16 protein-coding genes are annotated in these 15,991 nt (G+C 59.8%); 14 read left to right on the plus strand and 2 right to left on the minus strand.

Annotated features, from left to right (window positions below):
* The first annotated feature begins 21 nt into the window (after nt 1-21).
* The 14 genes from IRY30_RS04215 (at nt 22) to IRY30_RS04280 (ending at nt 11,739) form a co-directional block, all read left to right on the plus strand.
* Nucleotides 22-1,185, plus strand: a complete 1,164-nt coding sequence (locus IRY30_RS04215) for an MraY family glycosyltransferase (protein ID WP_194556558.1) — start codon at nt 22-24, stop codon at nt 1,183-1,185.
* Nucleotides 1,186-1,204: 19 nt separating this feature from the next.
* A complete protein-coding gene (locus IRY30_RS04220; protein ID WP_288813608.1) occupies nt 1,205-1,648 on the plus strand; it encodes a hypothetical protein in 444 nt (147 codons plus the stop codon).
* Nucleotides 1,649-1,951: 303 nt separating this feature from the next.
* Nucleotides 1,952-2,749, plus strand: a complete 798-nt coding sequence (atpB, locus tag IRY30_RS04225; RefSeq protein WP_194556109.1) for a F0F1 ATP synthase subunit A — start codon at nt 1,952-1,954, stop codon at nt 2,747-2,749.
* A gap of 100 nt (nt 2,750-2,849) precedes the next feature.
* Nucleotides 2,850-3,092, plus strand: coding sequence for an ATP synthase F0 subunit C (locus tag IRY30_RS04230; protein WP_194556110.1), 243 nt, complete (start codon nt 2,850-2,852; stop codon nt 3,090-3,092).
* 56 nt (nt 3,093-3,148) lie between these two features.
* Complete coding sequence (locus IRY30_RS04235; protein ID WP_194556111.1) at nt 3,149-3,709, plus strand: F0F1 ATP synthase subunit B; 561 nt, start codon at nt 3,149-3,151, stop codon at nt 3,707-3,709.
* Between the two features lie 5 nt (nt 3,710-3,714).
* Nucleotides 3,715-4,533, plus strand: a complete 819-nt coding sequence (locus IRY30_RS04240) for a F0F1 ATP synthase subunit delta (protein ID WP_194556112.1) — start codon at nt 3,715-3,717, stop codon at nt 4,531-4,533.
* Between the two features lie 56 nt (nt 4,534-4,589).
* On the plus strand, nt 4,590-6,227 hold the full coding sequence (gene atpA / locus IRY30_RS04245) for a F0F1 ATP synthase subunit alpha (RefSeq protein ID WP_194556113.1): 1,638 nt from the start codon (nt 4,590-4,592) through the stop codon (nt 6,225-6,227).
* Between the two features lie 61 nt (nt 6,228-6,288).
* On the plus strand, nt 6,289-7,269 hold the full coding sequence (locus tag IRY30_RS04250; protein WP_194556114.1) for a F0F1 ATP synthase subunit gamma: 981 nt from the start codon (nt 6,289-6,291) through the stop codon (nt 7,267-7,269).
* A 2-nt stretch (nt 7,270-7,271) separates the two neighbouring features.
* Entirely contained in the window at nt 7,272-8,717 is a 1,446-nt protein-coding gene (gene atpD / locus IRY30_RS04255; RefSeq protein WP_194556115.1) for a F0F1 ATP synthase subunit beta, read from the plus strand.
* 11 nt (nt 8,718-8,728) lie between these two features.
* The gene (locus IRY30_RS04260; protein WP_194556116.1) at nt 8,729-9,103 is read left to right on the plus strand and encodes a F0F1 ATP synthase subunit epsilon; all 375 of its coding nucleotides are present in this window, start codon (nt 8,729-8,731) and stop codon (nt 9,101-9,103) included.
* A gap of 174 nt (nt 9,104-9,277) precedes the next feature.
* The gene (locus IRY30_RS04265) at nt 9,278-9,691 is read left to right on the plus strand and encodes a DUF2550 domain-containing protein (protein WP_194556560.1); all 414 of its coding nucleotides are present in this window, start codon (nt 9,278-9,280) and stop codon (nt 9,689-9,691) included.
* Between the two features lie 19 nt (nt 9,692-9,710).
* Nucleotides 9,711-10,424, plus strand: a complete 714-nt coding sequence (gene nucS / locus IRY30_RS04270; RefSeq protein WP_194556117.1) for an endonuclease NucS — start codon at nt 9,711-9,713, stop codon at nt 10,422-10,424.
* A gap of 22 nt (nt 10,425-10,446) precedes the next feature.
* Complete coding sequence (locus IRY30_RS04275; RefSeq protein WP_194556118.1) at nt 10,447-11,286, plus strand: tetratricopeptide repeat protein; 840 nt, start codon at nt 10,447-10,449, stop codon at nt 11,284-11,286.
* Nucleotides 11,287-11,322: 36 nt separating this feature from the next.
* Nucleotides 11,323-11,739 carry a hypothetical protein gene (locus IRY30_RS04280; RefSeq protein ID WP_194556119.1) on the plus strand — a complete coding sequence of 139 codons (417 nt, stop codon included), beginning with the start codon at nt 11,323-11,325 and terminating at the stop codon, nt 11,737-11,739.
* On the opposite strand, the gene glgB is transcribed toward IRY30_RS04280, so the two are convergent.
* On the minus strand, nt 11,736-13,883 hold the full coding sequence (gene glgB / locus IRY30_RS04285) for a 1,4-alpha-glucan branching protein GlgB (protein WP_194556120.1): 2,148 nt from the start codon (nt 13,881-13,883) through the stop codon (nt 11,736-11,738). The two genes, IRY30_RS04280 and glgB, sit on opposite strands and share 4 nt — an antisense overlap.
* 24 nt (nt 13,884-13,907) lie before the next feature.
* Entirely contained in the window at nt 13,908-15,920 is a 2,013-nt protein-coding gene (locus IRY30_RS04290; RefSeq protein ID WP_194556121.1) for an alpha-1,4-glucan--maltose-1-phosphate maltosyltransferase, read from the minus strand.
* Nucleotides 15,921-15,991: the final 71 nt, after the last annotated feature.

A 15,991-nucleotide genomic window follows, 5' to 3' on the forward strand; every position in this document is an offset into this window, starting at 1 on the left:
TTCGTGGCTAATTACTCAGACGTGCTCGTCCTGGCTCAATCCGGCGCTGGTGCCGGTGTGCCGCTGCGCGAACTAGCCCTGGTGCTGTTCGTGGGTTGCGCGTCCACATACTTGGCCACGGGTATCGTGCGCAGCATCATGATGCGCTTCGGGCAGGTCAACGTCCCGCGTGATCGCGATGTGCACAAAGTTCCCACCCCGCGGCTCGGCGGGGTGGCGATGTTCACGGGCATGATCCTGGCCATAATCACCGCCAGCCAATTGCCAGCGCTGACCCGTGGGTTCCCACCCATCACCCCGGATATGGCTGCGGTAATAGCCGCCGCATTCATCATCGTGGTGGTGGGTGTGATTGATGATCTCTATGACATCTCCTGGGTGCTCAAACTCGGCGGTCAGCTGGGCGGGGCAGTGGTGATGAGCCTCATGGGCTTGTCCTGGTATTTGGTGAGCTTGCCGATCGGCGGGGGCACCACGCTCATTCTGGATCAAGTCCAGTCCACCATCTTGACTGCATTGCTTACCGTGACCATTGTCAACGCCATGAATTTCGTGGATGGCCTGGACGGACTGGCAGCGGGGCTCGGGGCAATCGCCGCTGGAACCATCCTGATGTATTCCCTCACCATTCTTCATGACCAGGGCGGAACCGTCTCCGCGTACCCGCCGGCGATTATCTCCGCTGTGTTGCTGGGGGTGTGCGTGGGTTTCCTGCCCCACAATTTTTCCCCGGCCAGGATCTTCATGGGGGACTCCGGTTCCATGCTGATCGGGCTGTTGCTTTCCGCGGCGTGTGTCTCCGCTTCAGGCCGCATCAACATGTCCCTGTACGGAACTGCGGACATGTTCGCTCTGCTTTCCCCGATGATCGTGGTGCTGGCGGCGTTGTCCATCCCGCTGCTGGATCTGCTGCTGGCAGTGGTACGACGCCTGGCCGATGGCAAATCACCCTTTGCCCCGGACAAGAAACACCTGCATCACCGGCTGCTGCGCTTGGGCCATACGCAAAAGCGCGTGGTACTGGTGCTGTATTCCTGGGTGGCCGTGGTGGCTTTCGGGGCAGTGGGGGCCACATTCCTCCCGCCCGGACTAACCCTGCTGGTCTTCGGCATCGCGCTGTGCGTGGTGGTGGCCGTGACCGTGGTGCCGCTGTGGTGGCACAAGGTTCGCGATAATCCCAGCTAGGGATATACACTCGATTGCCGTGACTACTGAAGAATCGAACCTTCCCGAACTCAACGATGTTTCCCGCGCGGATGACCACACGTGGCCCATGCGCCGAGCACTGCGCAATAGTGCAGTAGCGCTCACCGTGATTGCCCTGATCTCTCTGGCGCTGTGGGGATGGCAGCGAGACCTCCCGGGAGTGTGGGGAGCACTGCTGGGAGTGGGTATTGCCGGGGGATTCATGCTCATCACCGTGGTGGTCACCATCCTCACCGCTCAGACCACCCCGGCCACCATGATGGCTACCGTGCTGGGTAGCTGGCTGGCCAAGATCGCCGTGGTGTTGATCATCATGCTGGTGATCAAGGACATGACGTTTTATGACCACACCGCCTTTGCCGTCACGGTTTTGGTGAGCTTGGCAGTGCTGTTGGCGGCCGAAACCTGGTCCGTGGTGAAGGCCCAGAACGTTTATATCTAAAAGTTTTCCCAGCGTTTCTGTGTATTTTCGCAGAAAACGTTGTCACCTTCGCGAAAATTGCGGGGGGAAGGCCTGAAAGTCGCTTAGCGACAATGCCTTAGCAACTGATAAGGTTTGTGAGGGCCATCAAGGTGGAGTATGAGCCACCTAGAGAGGCACCTATCGGCATAATTCAAGGGACGAGCGACGGAGTCCCGCTAATGCCGGTATGAATCTCGACTTCAGACCTCCATCGCACTGCCTGAATTATTAATTCGCGCGGCTCTATCACGGGAGAGAACGCTGAGCGTAACAACCTATGCCATGAAGGGCGAATTTCACGCACCTTCATTGGAGCACGAATTCTTCCCGGGGCATGTCAATGGCGATCTATGGTTCAACGACTTTGCGGGCGGAGCTTTTGCTCTTGACCGCATCATGGTGATCCGCATTCTGATGATTCTGCTGTTCGCAGCATTCTTCTTCTTTGCAATGCGGAAGCCGAAGTTGATCCCGAGCGGTGTCCAGAACTTCGCTGAACTGGCGCTGGACTTCGTCCGAATTCACATCGCAGAGGATATTTTGGGAAAGAAGGAAGGGCGCCGTTTCCTTCCGGTCATCACCGCGATCTTCTTCACCGTCCTTGCATCTAACCTGCCAACCATCATTCCTGGCTTGAATATCTCCCCATCTGCACGTATCGGCCTGCCGTTAACGCTGGCCGTTGTTGCATATGTGGTGTTTATTTACGCTGGTGTGAAGCGGCACGGTGCGGGCAAGTTCGTGAAGTCTTCCCTGGTGATCCCAGGATTGCCACCACTGCTGCATTTGCTCGTGGTGCCAATTGAGTTCGTTTCAACATTCATCCTCCGTCCTGTCACGTTGACCATTCGTTTGATGGCCAACATGCTGGCTGGACACCTCATTCTTGTCATGATGTTCGCCGCAACGAACTTCTTCGTGTGGCAGATGAATGGTTGGACTTTGCTGGCTGCCGGACCATTGCTGTTCGGCATCGCATTCTCCTTCTTCGAGATCATGGTTATCTTCCTGCAGGCGTACATCTTCGCCCTGCTGGCTGCCGTGTACATCGAACTGTCACTCCATGCAGACGAGCATTAAACCCCCGGTTAACAAGTCTCTAAGTAGAATATAACTACAGCGACCAGGACCCTCTGGCTTATCAGACCTGGTCGACCTTCAGAAAGGTTTTGGAAAACACATGAACGACATCCTCCTACTCGCACAGGAAACCACCACCACCTTCAAGGGCCTGGGTGCCGTCGGCTACGGTCTGGCAGCAATCGGTCCTGGCATCGGTGTGGGCATGGTTGCAGGTAAGACCGCTGAGTCTATGGCTCGTCAGCCAGAGATGGCCGGTCAGCTGCGTACCACCATGTTCCTGGGTATTGCATTCGCCGAGGCACTGGCCTTGATCGGCTTCGTCGCTGGCTTCATCCTTTAATTTCGCGGCAGCGTTTCTAAACACTCAACCGCAATTACAAGCGAAAGCTAGAGGCTATGACGAATACTTTCTTCCTGGCAGCTGAACACCTGCCGCTGGAGACTGCGCCACACCCGCTTCTCCCACCTCTTTATGACGTCGTCTGGTCCCTCGTTCCATTCTTGATCATCCTGTTCGTTTTCTGGAAGCTGGTTCTTCCTAAATTCCAGGAAGTGCTACATCAGCGCGAAGACCAGATCGAGGGCGGCATTCAGCGCGCTGAGGCCGCACAGGCTGAGGCCAAGGCCGCACTGGAAAAGTACAACTCTCAGCTCGCTGAGGCTCGTACTGAAGCCGCTCAGATTCGTGACGATGCCCGTTCTCAGGGACAGCGCATCATCGCGGACATGAAGGCACAGGCCACTGATGAGTCCAACCGAATCGTGGAATCCGGAAACAAGCAGCTGGAGGCGCAGCGCGCCGCAGTCGTTTCCGATCTGCGCAAGGACATGGGCGAAAACTCCATCTCCCTTGCTGAGCGTCTTCTGGGCGAGCAGCTTTCGGACGATGTGAAGCGTTCGGGCACCATCGATTCCTTCCTCGCCGATCTCGACCGAGTCGGCTCAGCTAGGAAGTGATTGTTATGCACGCAGCGAGCCGAGAGGCACTAGAGCGACTCACCGCAACCTTGGATCAGGGTCTGCAGGAGTCAGCCCACACGGTGGAAATTGGAGCTACTACCGGAACCGAGCTCTTCGACGTTGTCGACGTTCTCGATTCCGACCGTAGTTTGCGCGTCGCACTTGTCGATGCCGCAGCCAAGCCGGAACAGCGTGTTGCTCTGATCAAGGGTCTGCTGGCCGGCAAGGTATCCGACTCCACTGAGGAGATCGTGTCCGCTGCTGTGTCCCAGACCTGGTCTGATACCCGCGATTTCCGCAAGGGATTGGTAGAACTGGGCCGTCGCGCCCTTCTCCGTTCCGCAGAAGCGCAGGGTCAGCTCGATCGTGTGGAAGATGAGCTTTATCAACTCACACGTATCGTTGAGCGCGAACCACAACTGGAACTATTGCTTGCTGATCGGGCCGTGTCTGCGGATGCGCGCCGAGATCTGCTGGCAAAGGTGCTGTACGGCAAGGTCACCGCGGTGACCGAAGCCCTGGCACTACAGACTGTGGGTCGCGTGCAGCTGCGTCCAGTCGAAGACTTGGATGCACTCTGCGATGAGGTTGCCGCACTACGTGGTCGCGAGATTGCTCGCGTCCGCAGTGCTGCACCGCTAGGTGAAGAGCAGCAGTCCCTTCTGGCGGACAAGCTGGAAAAGATTTACGGTCGCAAGATTGCGGTTCACTCCGAGGTTGACTCCAGCCTCCTCGGTGGTGCCGTTATCCGCGTCGGCGATGAAGTGATCGACGGAAGCACCGCAGGTAAGCTGCGGAAGCTGCGTCGCTCACTCGTCTAAGACGAGCCGAAACTGTTACAAGCAAAGCTGGAAGACAACCCGAGAGCAGGAACAACATGGCGGAGCTGACGATCTCCTCCGACGAGATCCGTAGCGCGATTGCGAACTACACCTCGAGCTACTCCCCGGAGGCCTCCCGTGAGGAGGTCGGCGTGGTTACGACGGCAGCAGACGGTATCGCCCAGGTGAGCGGCATGCCTTCTGTGATGGCCAACGAGCTGCTCGAGTTCCCAGGCGGCATCATCGGTGTCGCTCAGAACCTCGATACCGACAAGGTCGGTGTGGTGGTTTTGGGTAACTACGAGTCTCTTAAAGAGGGCGACGAAGTAAAGCGGACCAGCGAGGTTCTATCCATTCCGGTTGGGGATAACTTCCTCGGCCGCGTTATCAACCCATTGGGTAAGCCAATCGATGGACTCGGCGCTATTGAAGCCGATTCCGACCGAGTGCTGGAGCTGCAGGCTCCATCTGTGCTGCAGCGTCAGCCAGTGGAAGAGCCAATGCAGACCGGCATCAAGGCTATCGATGCGATGACCCCAATTGGTCGCGGTCAGCGTCAGCTGATCATTGGCGACCGCAAGACCGGAAAGACTTCGGTCTGCCTGGATACCATCCTGAACCAGCGCGATAACTGGGAAACCGGCGATCCTTCCAAGCAGGTTCGTTGTATCTACGTTGCAATTGGTCAGAAGGGTTCGACCATTGCTTCCATCCGTAAGACCCTGGAAGAAAACGGCGCGCTGGATTACACCACCATCGTGGCCGCCCCTGCATCTGATTCCGCAGGCTTCAAGTGGCTCGCACCATTCGCTGGTGCTGCACTGGGTCAGCAGTGGATGTACGAAGGCAAGCACGTCTTGGTGATCTACGATGATCTGACCAAGCACGCTGAGGCTTACCGTGCCATCTCCCTGCTGCTGCGCCGTCCACCAGGACGCGAAGCTTACCCAGGCGATGTTTTCTACCTGCACTCCCGTCTTCTGGAGCGCGCAGCAAAGCTCTCTGACGATCTCGGCGCCGGTTCTTTGACCGCGTTGCCAATCATCGAGACGAAGGCAAACGATGTGTCTGCCTTCATCCCGACCAACGTGATTTCCATTACCGACGGCCAGGTCTTCCTGGAGTCCGACCTGTTCAACCAGGGCGTTCGTCCGGCAATTAACGTCGGTGTGTCCGTGTCTCGTGTGGGTGGTGCCGCACAGACCAAGGGCATGAAGAAGGTCGCAGGTTCCCTGCGTCTGGACCTGGCTGCTTACCGTGACCTCGAGGCCTTCGCCGCCTTCGCCTCTGACCTGGACTCCGCGTCCAAGGCTCAGCTGGAGCGCGGCAAGCGTCTGGTGGAGCTGCTGAAGCAGACCGAAACCAAGCCACAGTCCGTTGAGGATCAGATGGTCTCCATCTACCTCGCCGGCGAGGGTGAGGTCGACGATGTTCCCGTTGAGGACGTTCGTCGCTTCGAAGCTGAGCTGTGGGAGACTCTGCACGCTAACCACTCCGGTGTGTACGAGCAGATCGACGGCGGTAAGGCACTCAGCGATGAGTCCAAGTCTGAGCTGAAGAGTGCTACGCAGGATCTGAAGCGTTCTTTCCAGACCACCGGCGGCCAGCGAATCGTCAACGAAGCTGAGGCTGATGCCCTCGGTGAAGATGAGGTCAAGAAGTCCCAGATCTCTGTCGCTCGCAAAGTTAAGTAAGCGAAAAGACAGGGATTGTGACCACAATGACCATTAACGGACAAGAAGGGAGGCGATAGCCATGGCTAATCTTCGCGAACTGAGAACACGCATTAAGTCTGTGAACTCAACCAAGAAGATCACGAAAGCCCAGGAGCTGATCGCCACCTCGAGGATCACGAAGGCTCAGGCACGCGTGTCTGAATCCCAGCCGTATGCCGATGAGATCACCCAGGTGATCCAGCGGTTGGCATCCGCCAGTTCCATGCAGAGCAAGATTCTGCAGGAGCCGGAGAATGCTCAGCGCGCGGCTATCCTCGTGATTTCGAGTGACCGTGGCATGTGCGGTGGCTACAACAACAACGTCTTCAAGAAGACCGCTGAGCTCCGCAAGCTATTGCGCGAGCAGGGCAAAGAAGTTGTCTTGTACGTCTCTGGTGGCAAGGGTCTGAGCTACTACAATTTCCGCGATGAGCCACTCGGTGGCGCATGGACCGGATATTCGCAGGATCCTGAATACGCCGCAATCCACGACTTGCGTCACCACCTCATCGACGGCTTCCTCGCCGGATCCGAAGGTACGACCGAATGGCGCGAAGGCGTCCGGGGTACCGAAGGTGAAAGCGTGCAGGGCTTCGATGAAGTGCACATCGTGTACACCGAGTTCGAATCCATGCTGACTCAGCGCGCAGAGGCTCACCGCCTGCTGCCGATTCAGACAGTGGTGGAGGAGGAGAAGCTCCAGCTCGGCGACGATATGGTCTCTGACAAGGCAGATCACATCACCGCTGAGTACGAGTTCGAGCCAGATCCAGACAAGCTGCTGGAGGCATTGTTGCCGCAGTACGTTTCCCGTGGCATTTTCGCAGCCATGTTGGAAGCCGCAGCTTCTGAGTCTGCCGCTCGCCGTACCGCAATGAGCGCAGCAACTGACAACGCGAACGATCTGGTTAAACAGCTCTCTCGCGTGGCCAACCAGGCTCGTCAGGCGCAGATTACCCAGGAAATCACAGAGATCGTCGGTGGTGCTTCGGCACTCGGCGATAGCGGAGAAAGTGACTAAATATGACTACAGCAATTCAGGAGCAGAGCAATGCTGCACCGACTGCTGCGGGCCGCGTCGTCCGAGTGATCGGTCCGGTTGTCGACGTGGAGTTCCCACGCGGCACGCAGCCGGCTCTGTTTAACGCCCTGGAAGTCGAGATTTCTCTCGAAGCAGTGGCGAAGACCATCACACTCGAGGTTGCTCAGCACCTCGGTGACAACCTCGTGCGCGCCGTATCCATGGCTCCTACCGACGGACTCGTCCGCGGTGCGGATGTCAAGGACACCGGCAAGCCAATCTCCGTCCCAGTGGGCGATGTCGTGAAGGGCCACGTGTTCAACGCACTGGGCGACTGCATCGACGAGCCAGGCTTGGGACGCGACGGCGAGCAGTGGAGCATCCACCGCCAGCCACCTGCCTTCGACCAGCTCGAAGGCAAGACCGAAATCCTGGAAACCGGTATTAAGGTCATCGACCTGCTCACCCCATACGTCAAGGGCGGCAAGATCGGCCTCTTCGGCGGTGCAGGTGTGGGTAAGACCGTGCTGATCCAGGAAATGATCACCCGTATTGCTCGCGAGTTCTCCGGAACTTCCGTGTTCGCGGGTGTGGGCGAGCGTACCCGTGAAGGTACGGACCTCTTCCTCGAAATGGAGGAGATGGGCGTGCTGCAAGATACCGCGCTTGTCTTCGGCCAGATGGATGAGCCACCAGGGGTTCGTATGCGCGTGGCTCTGTCCGGTCTGACCATGGCGGAGTACTTCCGCGATGTGCAGGGCCAGGACGTGCTGCTGTTCATCGACAACATCTTCCGCTTCACTCAGGCTGGCTCTGAGGTTTCCACGCTGCTGGGCCGCATGCCTTCCGCAGTGGGTTACCAGCCAACCCTGGCTGACGAGATGGGTGTTCTCCAGGAGCGCATTACCTCCACCAAGGGTAAGTCGATTACCTCTCTGCAGGCCGTTTACGTGCCTGCCGATGACTACACCGACCCAGCCCCAGCCACCACCTTCGCCCACCTGGATGCGACCACGGAGCTTAACCGTGCGATTGCTTCCAAGGGTATTTACCCCGCAGTGGACCCACTGACCTCTACCTCTCGTATCCTCGAGCCAGGTATTGTCGGCGAGCGCCACTACGAGATCGCTCAGCGAGTGATCAACATTCTGCAGAAGAACAAGGAACTGCAGGACATCATCGCCATCCTGGGTATGGATGAGCTGTCTGAGGAAGACAAGGTCACCGTGCAGCGCGCACGTCGTCTCGAGCGCTTCCTCGGCCAGAACTTCTTCGTCGCAGAGAAGTTCACCGGTATCCCAGGCTCTTACGTGCCTCTGAAGGACACCGTTGATGCTTTCGAGCGCATCTGCAACGGCGAGTTCGACCACTACCCAGAGCAGGCCTTCAACGGCCTCGGTGGTCTGGATGACGTTGAAGCTGAGTACAAGAAGCTCAACGAGAAGTAAGGGGAAGTCACATGGCTGAGATTGCCGCTCAATTGGTCGCCGTGGAACGGGCGCTGTGGTCTGGTACCGCCACGTCCATCACCGCGCAAACCACTGAAGGCGAGATCGGCGTGCTTCCCGGTCACGAACCCCTGCTCGGCCAACTGGTCGAGAACGGCGTAGTGGTCATTCGGACCAGCGAGGGTGAAAAGAAGGTGGCGTCGGTAAAGGGAGGATTCCTTTCCGTCGCCCCGGACAAGGTCACCATTTTGGCTGACTCCGCGGTATGGGCCGATGAGGTCGATTCCGCAGACGCTGAATCTCGCGTGCAAGGTGCTGAAAATGAGCACGAAAAGGCACAGGCTGAATCCGAGTTGCGCGCTGTGAAGCGACTTCAAGAAAAGTAGTTTTTTCAAACTGCTGGACTGGCACCCGCCACCGTGGTTCCCGAAAGGGGATCGTGGTGGCGGGTTTTTGCTGCCGCTTTGCAATGGGCGTGCCGAGGCGTAGATTGTTGGTCTATAACTGCTTGGGAGAGGCGGGATTCACCTGTGGATGTCATTCTGGCGATACTTTTCGTGATGGCAGCATTGGTGTGCGCTCTGGGCATGTGGCGATTTTTCACACTCCGCACCAAAGGGTTCCCCGTGGTAGTCAGGCCGGCGTCGAGCAAAGACGGCAGGCATTGGCGCCACGGGGTTCTCGTTTACAGCGGCACGGCAGCTAAGTTCTACAAGCTGCGCAGCGTGCGCCCTGACTGCAACCTCTACTTCACGCGCCTGGGCACGGAGATTCTTGGCCGCCGGGAGATTACCCCGCGTGAGGCTGGGATGCTGGACAAGAATACGCACGTGGTGCGCATCGCCCACCGCGCTCAGGAGTGGGAGATCGCGGTGAACAGTTCGGGGGATACTGCGCTGGTGGCGTGGTTGGAATCCGGCCCTTCTGCGCGTCGCGCCAGCCATTCGGCGTTCAATCGCCCGCGCCCCATTTAGTTCGCGCTATGGTGTAGCAATGCGTTTAGTGATTGCTCGTTGCAGTGTGGATTATGTGGGCCGTTTGGAGGCACATCTGCCGGAGGCGGATCGCCTGATCATGCTCAAGGCAGATGGTTCGGTATCCATCCACGCCGATGACCGCGCGTTCAAACCACTGAACTGGATGACCCCGCCGTGTTCGCTGACGGAACTCACCCATTCTTCGCCCGACGCCACCACGCACCCCGAACTGGACGATGAGCGAGTCCAAGAGCTGTGGATCGTGGAAAACAAGTCCGGGGAGCAGTTGCGCATCCGGATCTATTCGATTCATACCGATACCAGCCACGAGCTGGGGCAGGACCCCGGTTTGATCAAGGACGGGGTGGAGGCGCACCTGCAGGAGCTGCTGGCCGAGCAGATCGAGCTGCTGGGGGAGGGTTATACCCTGGTGAGCCGCGAATACCCCACGCCGATCGGGCCGGTGGATCTGCTCTCCCGCAATTCCGATGGCATGACCGTGGCCGTGGAGATCAAGCGCCGCGGTGGCATCGATGGTGTGGAGCAGTTGACCCGCTATGTGGACCTGCTCAACCGCGATGAGCTGTTGGCTCCCGTGGTGGGGGTCTTCGCCGCCCAGGAGATCAAGCCGCAAGCGCGCACGCTGGCGGAGGACCGCGGGATTCGCTGCGTGACCTTGGACTATGCCGCCATGCGCGGCACCGATGATTCCGAGTTCCGCCTCTTCTAACGCACCTCGTTAGGATGGCGATATGACAACTCCGCAGAATCAACCATCCCCCCGCTTCGTGAGCGGCGCCATCGATTTAGGCGAGTTCTCCAAGCCCAGCACTCCGGAGGCTACCGGCGAGGTGGCCCGCGCCGCCGAGGTGACCCCGGAGACCTTCGAGCAGGATCTGGTGGTCCGCTCCACCCAGGTGCCCGTGATACTGCTGATCGGCACCCCGCGCTCCGAGTCCAGCGAAGCCCTGCGCAATTCACTTTCCCGCCTGGTGCAGATGCCCGAGCAGCCCACCTGGGTCTTCCGCTACGTGGACGTGGACACTAACGCGGAGATCGCCCAGGCACTGCAGGTGCAGGCCGTACCCACCGTGATCGCTCTGGCTGCCGGCCGTCCTCTCACGCAATTTGAGGGCGCGCAGCCGGAAGACCAGATTCAACAATGGATCGACGCCGTCCTGGCCAACACCGAAGGCAAACTCGCTGGGCTTCCCTCTTCGGGAGAGCCCCCGGCCGACCCGCGCATGATGGAGGCGGAGGCGCATCTGGAATCCGGTGATCTGGACGCCGCCATCGCGGCGTACGACGAGATTCTCGCCGCAGAACCCGGCCACACCGAGGCGAAGGCCGCCCGGGCAAATGCACTGCTGTTGCAGCGAGCCCAGGATCCACAGGCCCACGATGCGGACAAGCTGTTGCTGGAAGGGCGCAATGCGGAGGCCTTTGACCTACTGATCGAGGAGATCAAGAACTCCGGTGGGGATGCCCGCGAAGAAGCCAAGAAGCGTCTGTTCGATGTATTCGCCATGTTTGAAGCAGGGGATCCAGACGTGATTGCCGCGCGTACCAAGCTCTCCAGCGCTTTGTTCTAGTTGCGGGGGGCTGCACATTATGACAATCTCTGGTTCATGACCAAAACCAAACGCTTTGGAGTCACCGCTGCGCTCTTCACCGTCCTGTGTTCCAGCAGCCCCGCAGTTGCCAATGCCGATGCCATTGACCGTGCGCTCAATGCTCTTCCCGCTGGTCAGATCAGCTGTGAGCAGGCCCGGAATTACTGGACCAACACCGCTGATTACAACAACAAGGTGGCTCAGGCGCGCGCCCTAGCGCTGGTTGACCCCCGCGGTCCGCAGATCCTGGCCGCTCTTGCTCGTGTCGATGAGGCCGCCAACCGTTGTGGGCTGAAGGCCCCAGCTCCAGCCGCTCCGGCGACGCCTCCCGTAGCGCAGGTCATCAACGTCCCAGTGGTCGGTGCGATTGCAGTGCCAGATCTATTCAAGATGCTGCAGAACTGGCTGGCCGGCTTCGGTATCCGTATCTAGGCGTCGAAAACAAAAATCTGCGCGCTGTGGGCAGGCACCTGCAAGCGGGCGCTCTGCACGAATCCATGTGAACCGTTGGCTTCGGTGGAGAGATCCTGCAGCGCGCGGTCTGCGCCCTCGAAGCGCTCGGCATCGGTGTTGAGAACCTGGCGCCAGGTGCCGGCCTCCGGCAGGCCGATCCGGTAGTTATCCACCGTGGAACCGGAGAAGTTGACCACGCAGGCAAGCCTCTGCGTGCCATCCGCACTGCGGCGGAGGTAGGACAGGACGTTGTTTTCGGCGTCATCGGCAGCGATCCAACGGAAGCCCTCGGGGGAGTGGTCATTGGTTCCCGCGGCGGGCAGTTCGGTGTAGATCTGGTTGAGCTCCGCGGTCAGTTGGCTGATCCCGCGGTGTAGCTCGCCTTCCCATCCCTGCTGGTCATCCCAGTCCACACCGCGCTGCTCGCTCCACTCTTGGCACTGGCCAAATTCCTGGCCCTGGAAGAGCAGCTTCTTGCCGGGGTGGGTCCACATGTAGGCCAGCAGCGTGCGCAGCATGGCTGCCTTGTCCCAGGAGCTACCCGCGGGCATCCGCTCCCACAGGCTGCCCTTGCCGTGGACAACCTCATCGTGACTGATGGGGAGCACGTAGTTCTCGGAGTATGCGTAGACCATGGAGAACGTGATTTCTCCGTGGTGATGGCTGCGATGGGCGGGATCACGCTGGACGTACTCCAGGGTGTCGTGCATCCAACCCATGTTCCACTTCAGGCTGAAGCCCAGGCCGTCCTGGTAGGTCGGGGTGGTCACGCCAGGCCACGAGGTGGATTCCTCAGCGATGGTCAGCACTCCGGGCAGATCGCGGTGCAGGGTGGCGTTCATCTCCTGTAGGAAGGCCACGGCATCCAGGTTCTCGCGGCCACCGTAGATATTTGGCAGCCATTCGCCCTCATTGCGTGAGTAGTCCAGGTAGAGCATGGAGGCCACGGCATCCACGCGGAGACCATCGATGTGGAATTCGTGGCACCAATACAAGGCATTGGCCACCAGGAAGTTGCGCACCTCATTGCGACCGAAGTCGAAGACGTGCGTGCCCCAGTCCGGCTGATCTCCGCGGCGCGGATCCGGGTGCTCGTAGCAGGCCTCTCCGTCGAAGCGGGCCAGCGCCCACGCATCCCGCGGGAAGTGACCAGGCACCCAGTCCATGATTACGCCGATGTGCGCGGCGTGGAGGGCGTCGATTAGAAAACGGAAATCATCCGGGGTGCCCAAGCGGTGGTTCGGGGCATAGTAGCTGGTGACCTGGTATCCCCAGGAGGGTTCGTAGGGGTGCTCGGAGACAGCCATCAATTCCACGTGGGTGAAGCCCTGCTCGGTGACGTACTCAACCAGTTCAACAGCCATGTCGCGGTAGCTCAGGCCCTTGCGCCAGCTGCCCAGGTGCACCTCGTAGACGCTCATGGGAGTGTGGAGGATGTCCTGGAGCTCGCGCTGAGCCAGCCATTCGGCATCATTCCACTGGTAGTCATCCGCGGGAACCACGATGGAGGCGGTGGCCGGTGCGGGTTCCGCCAGGCGAGCCATGGGATCGGCCTTATCCAGCTGCACGCCATCGCCGGTGGTGATGGCGAACTTGTAGTGTGCACCCGGGCGCTGATCGGGGACGAAGAGCTCCCACACACCCGACCCGCCGAGGGAGCGCATGGGGTGCTGGCGAGCATTCCACCCATTGAAATCCGCGATCACGGACACGCCCGCGGCATGGGGTGCCCAGACGGAGAACGCGATGCCATCATCCTGAGCGCGCGCGCCGAGCACTTCCCAGAGCCGCTCGTGGCGACCTTCTCCCATGAGGTGCAGATCCAGCTCACCCACGGTGGGCGCGTAGGAATAGGGATCCTTCACCTCGGCAGTGTGATTGCCCCAGCGCACGCGGTAGAAGTGCTCACCTGCAGCGGCTTCCAGCTGCAGCTCGAAGATGTCATCCCCCACGTCCTGCATGGGGTAACTCTCGCCTCCCACCACTACTGATACTTCGTCCGCGCCGGTCTGCACGGTGCGGAACACGTGACCATGCCGTCCGAGAATCTCGTGCGGCGCGTGGTGCCTGCGCTGCACTAATCGAGCGCGGTCAAAATCATCCAGCAGGTGGGTTTCGGTCATGCTCACCACCCTAGTCCGGATTGATTAGCCTCGCGGGTCGTACTCTTCATCGCGAAAGGCCACGGCAGCGCGGCGAGATTCCGGGACATCCGGCAGACGCAGGATGTGCGCAACCTGGAACTCGGGATCCAGGCGTATGTAGTTCTCCTCGCCCCAGCTGAAGATCTGGTTGGTGGGCAGATCCAGCACCTCGAAGCGCTCGCCCGCGGTGATCCCCAGCGCATCCAGATCCAGCGTGACCGTGCCTTCTTGCACGTTGTGCGGATCCAGGTTCACCACCACCAGCACGGCATTGCCCGTGACGGCATCAATGCGGGAGTACGCGATGATGTGCTCGTTGGTGGTCTCATGCACGTGCAGGTTGCGCTGCTGCTGCAGCGCTGGGTTTGCCTTGCGCCACTTGTTCAGGGAGGTCAGCCACGGAGCCAGGGAGTTCTCCACGGTGAAATCCCGCGGACGCAGCTCAAACTTCTCCGAGTCCAGGTACTCTTCCGAGCCTTCGTGCACCGGCTGGTGCTCGAAGAGCTCATAACCGGAGTAGACACCCCACAGCGGGGACATGGTGGCTGCCAGCGCCGCGCGGATGGCGAACATCGCTGGACCGCCGGTTTGCAGGGATTCGTGCAGGATGTCCGGGGTGTTCACGAAGAGGTTCGGGCGGAACACGTCCGCACCCTCGGCCACATCGGTGGCGAACTCCTCCAGCTCTTCCTTGGTGGTCTTCCACGTGAAGTAGCTGTAGGACTGCGTGAATCCGGCCTTGGCCAGGCCGTACAGGCGAGGAGGGCGGGTGAACGCCTCTGCCAGGAACACCACGTCTGGGTCGGTGCGGTGAATGTCCGCGATCAGCCAATGCCAGAAATTGGTGGGTTTGGTGTGGGGATTATCCACGCGGAAGGTGCGCACACCGCGCTGGATCCACAGGCGCACCACGTCGCGTACCTCGCGGTAGATGCCCTCTGGGTCATTGTCGAAGTTCAGCGGGTAGATGTCCTGGTACTTCTTCGGTGGGTTTTCCGCATACGCGATGGTGCCATCAGGCAGCACGTTGAACCACTCTGGGTGAGCCTTGGCCCACGGGTGATCAGGCGCGCATTGCAGTGCCAAGTCCAGCGCCACGCGCAGCCCGTTTTCTTCAGCGGCACTCACGAAGTGAGCGAAATCCTCCACGGTTCCCAGCTGCGGATGGATGGCCTCGTGCCCACCGTCCTTCGAGCCAATGGCCCATGGCGATCCCACATCTTCCTTGGTGGGGGTCAGCGTGTTGTTCCGACCCTTCCGGTTCACCTCACCGATGGGGTGAATGGGAGGGAGGTAGACGGTATCAAAGCCCATGGCGGCGATGCGTGGCAGTTCTTTTTCCGACGTCAACAGCGTGCCATGCACCGGATTACCTTCTACGTCTGTCCCACCCGTGGAGCGCGGGAAGAACTCGTACCAGGAGCCGAAGGTAGAGCTCAGTGGCTCCACGAGCACGTGGTATTCCTCGCCGCGGGTGAGCATTTCGCGGACTGGTCGCTTGGCCAGGGCTTCGCGCACCTTGGGGGACAGCGCCAGCGTGAGGCGTTCTTCGAGGGGGAGGTTTTCATCGCGCAAATCGCGGGCCACCTCCTGCACCAAAGAGATGGCTCCGCGGGAGACCTTCTCCTGGGCTTGCTCAAACAGACGAGCGCCGATCTCTAGATCATTGGCCAACATGTCCGCGCCCTGCCCGGCATCGACCTTCTTGGTGATGGCATTGAACCAGGTGGCGAGGGGATCGGACCAGGCGTCGACACGAAAAGACCACAACCCCGGCACATCCGGGACGAAGAAGCCATGCCGGGAGTCATCACCCACGGCGGTCATGGTGATTTTGGAGCGGCCGCCCTCGGCACCAGCGGGGCGACGCACCACGAGGGTGGCGGAGACAGCATCGTGTCCTTCGCGCCAGACTGTGGCGGACACGGGGAAAATTTGACCAACTGTGGCCTTTGCAGGGACCTTGCCGAGGGAGATTACGGGAGAAACATTGTCAACGCCGAGACGTCCGTGCATGGGAAGAAGGCTCCTCATCAGTGGTGAATACTGCGACTGCCTCCAAGACTAAATGTGCCACGGGTTTTCTG

The organism is Corynebacterium suicordis DSM 45110 (assembly GCF_015351405.1).
Taxonomy (GTDB): domain Bacteria; phylum Actinomycetota; class Actinomycetes; order Mycobacteriales; family Mycobacteriaceae; genus Corynebacterium; species Corynebacterium suicordis.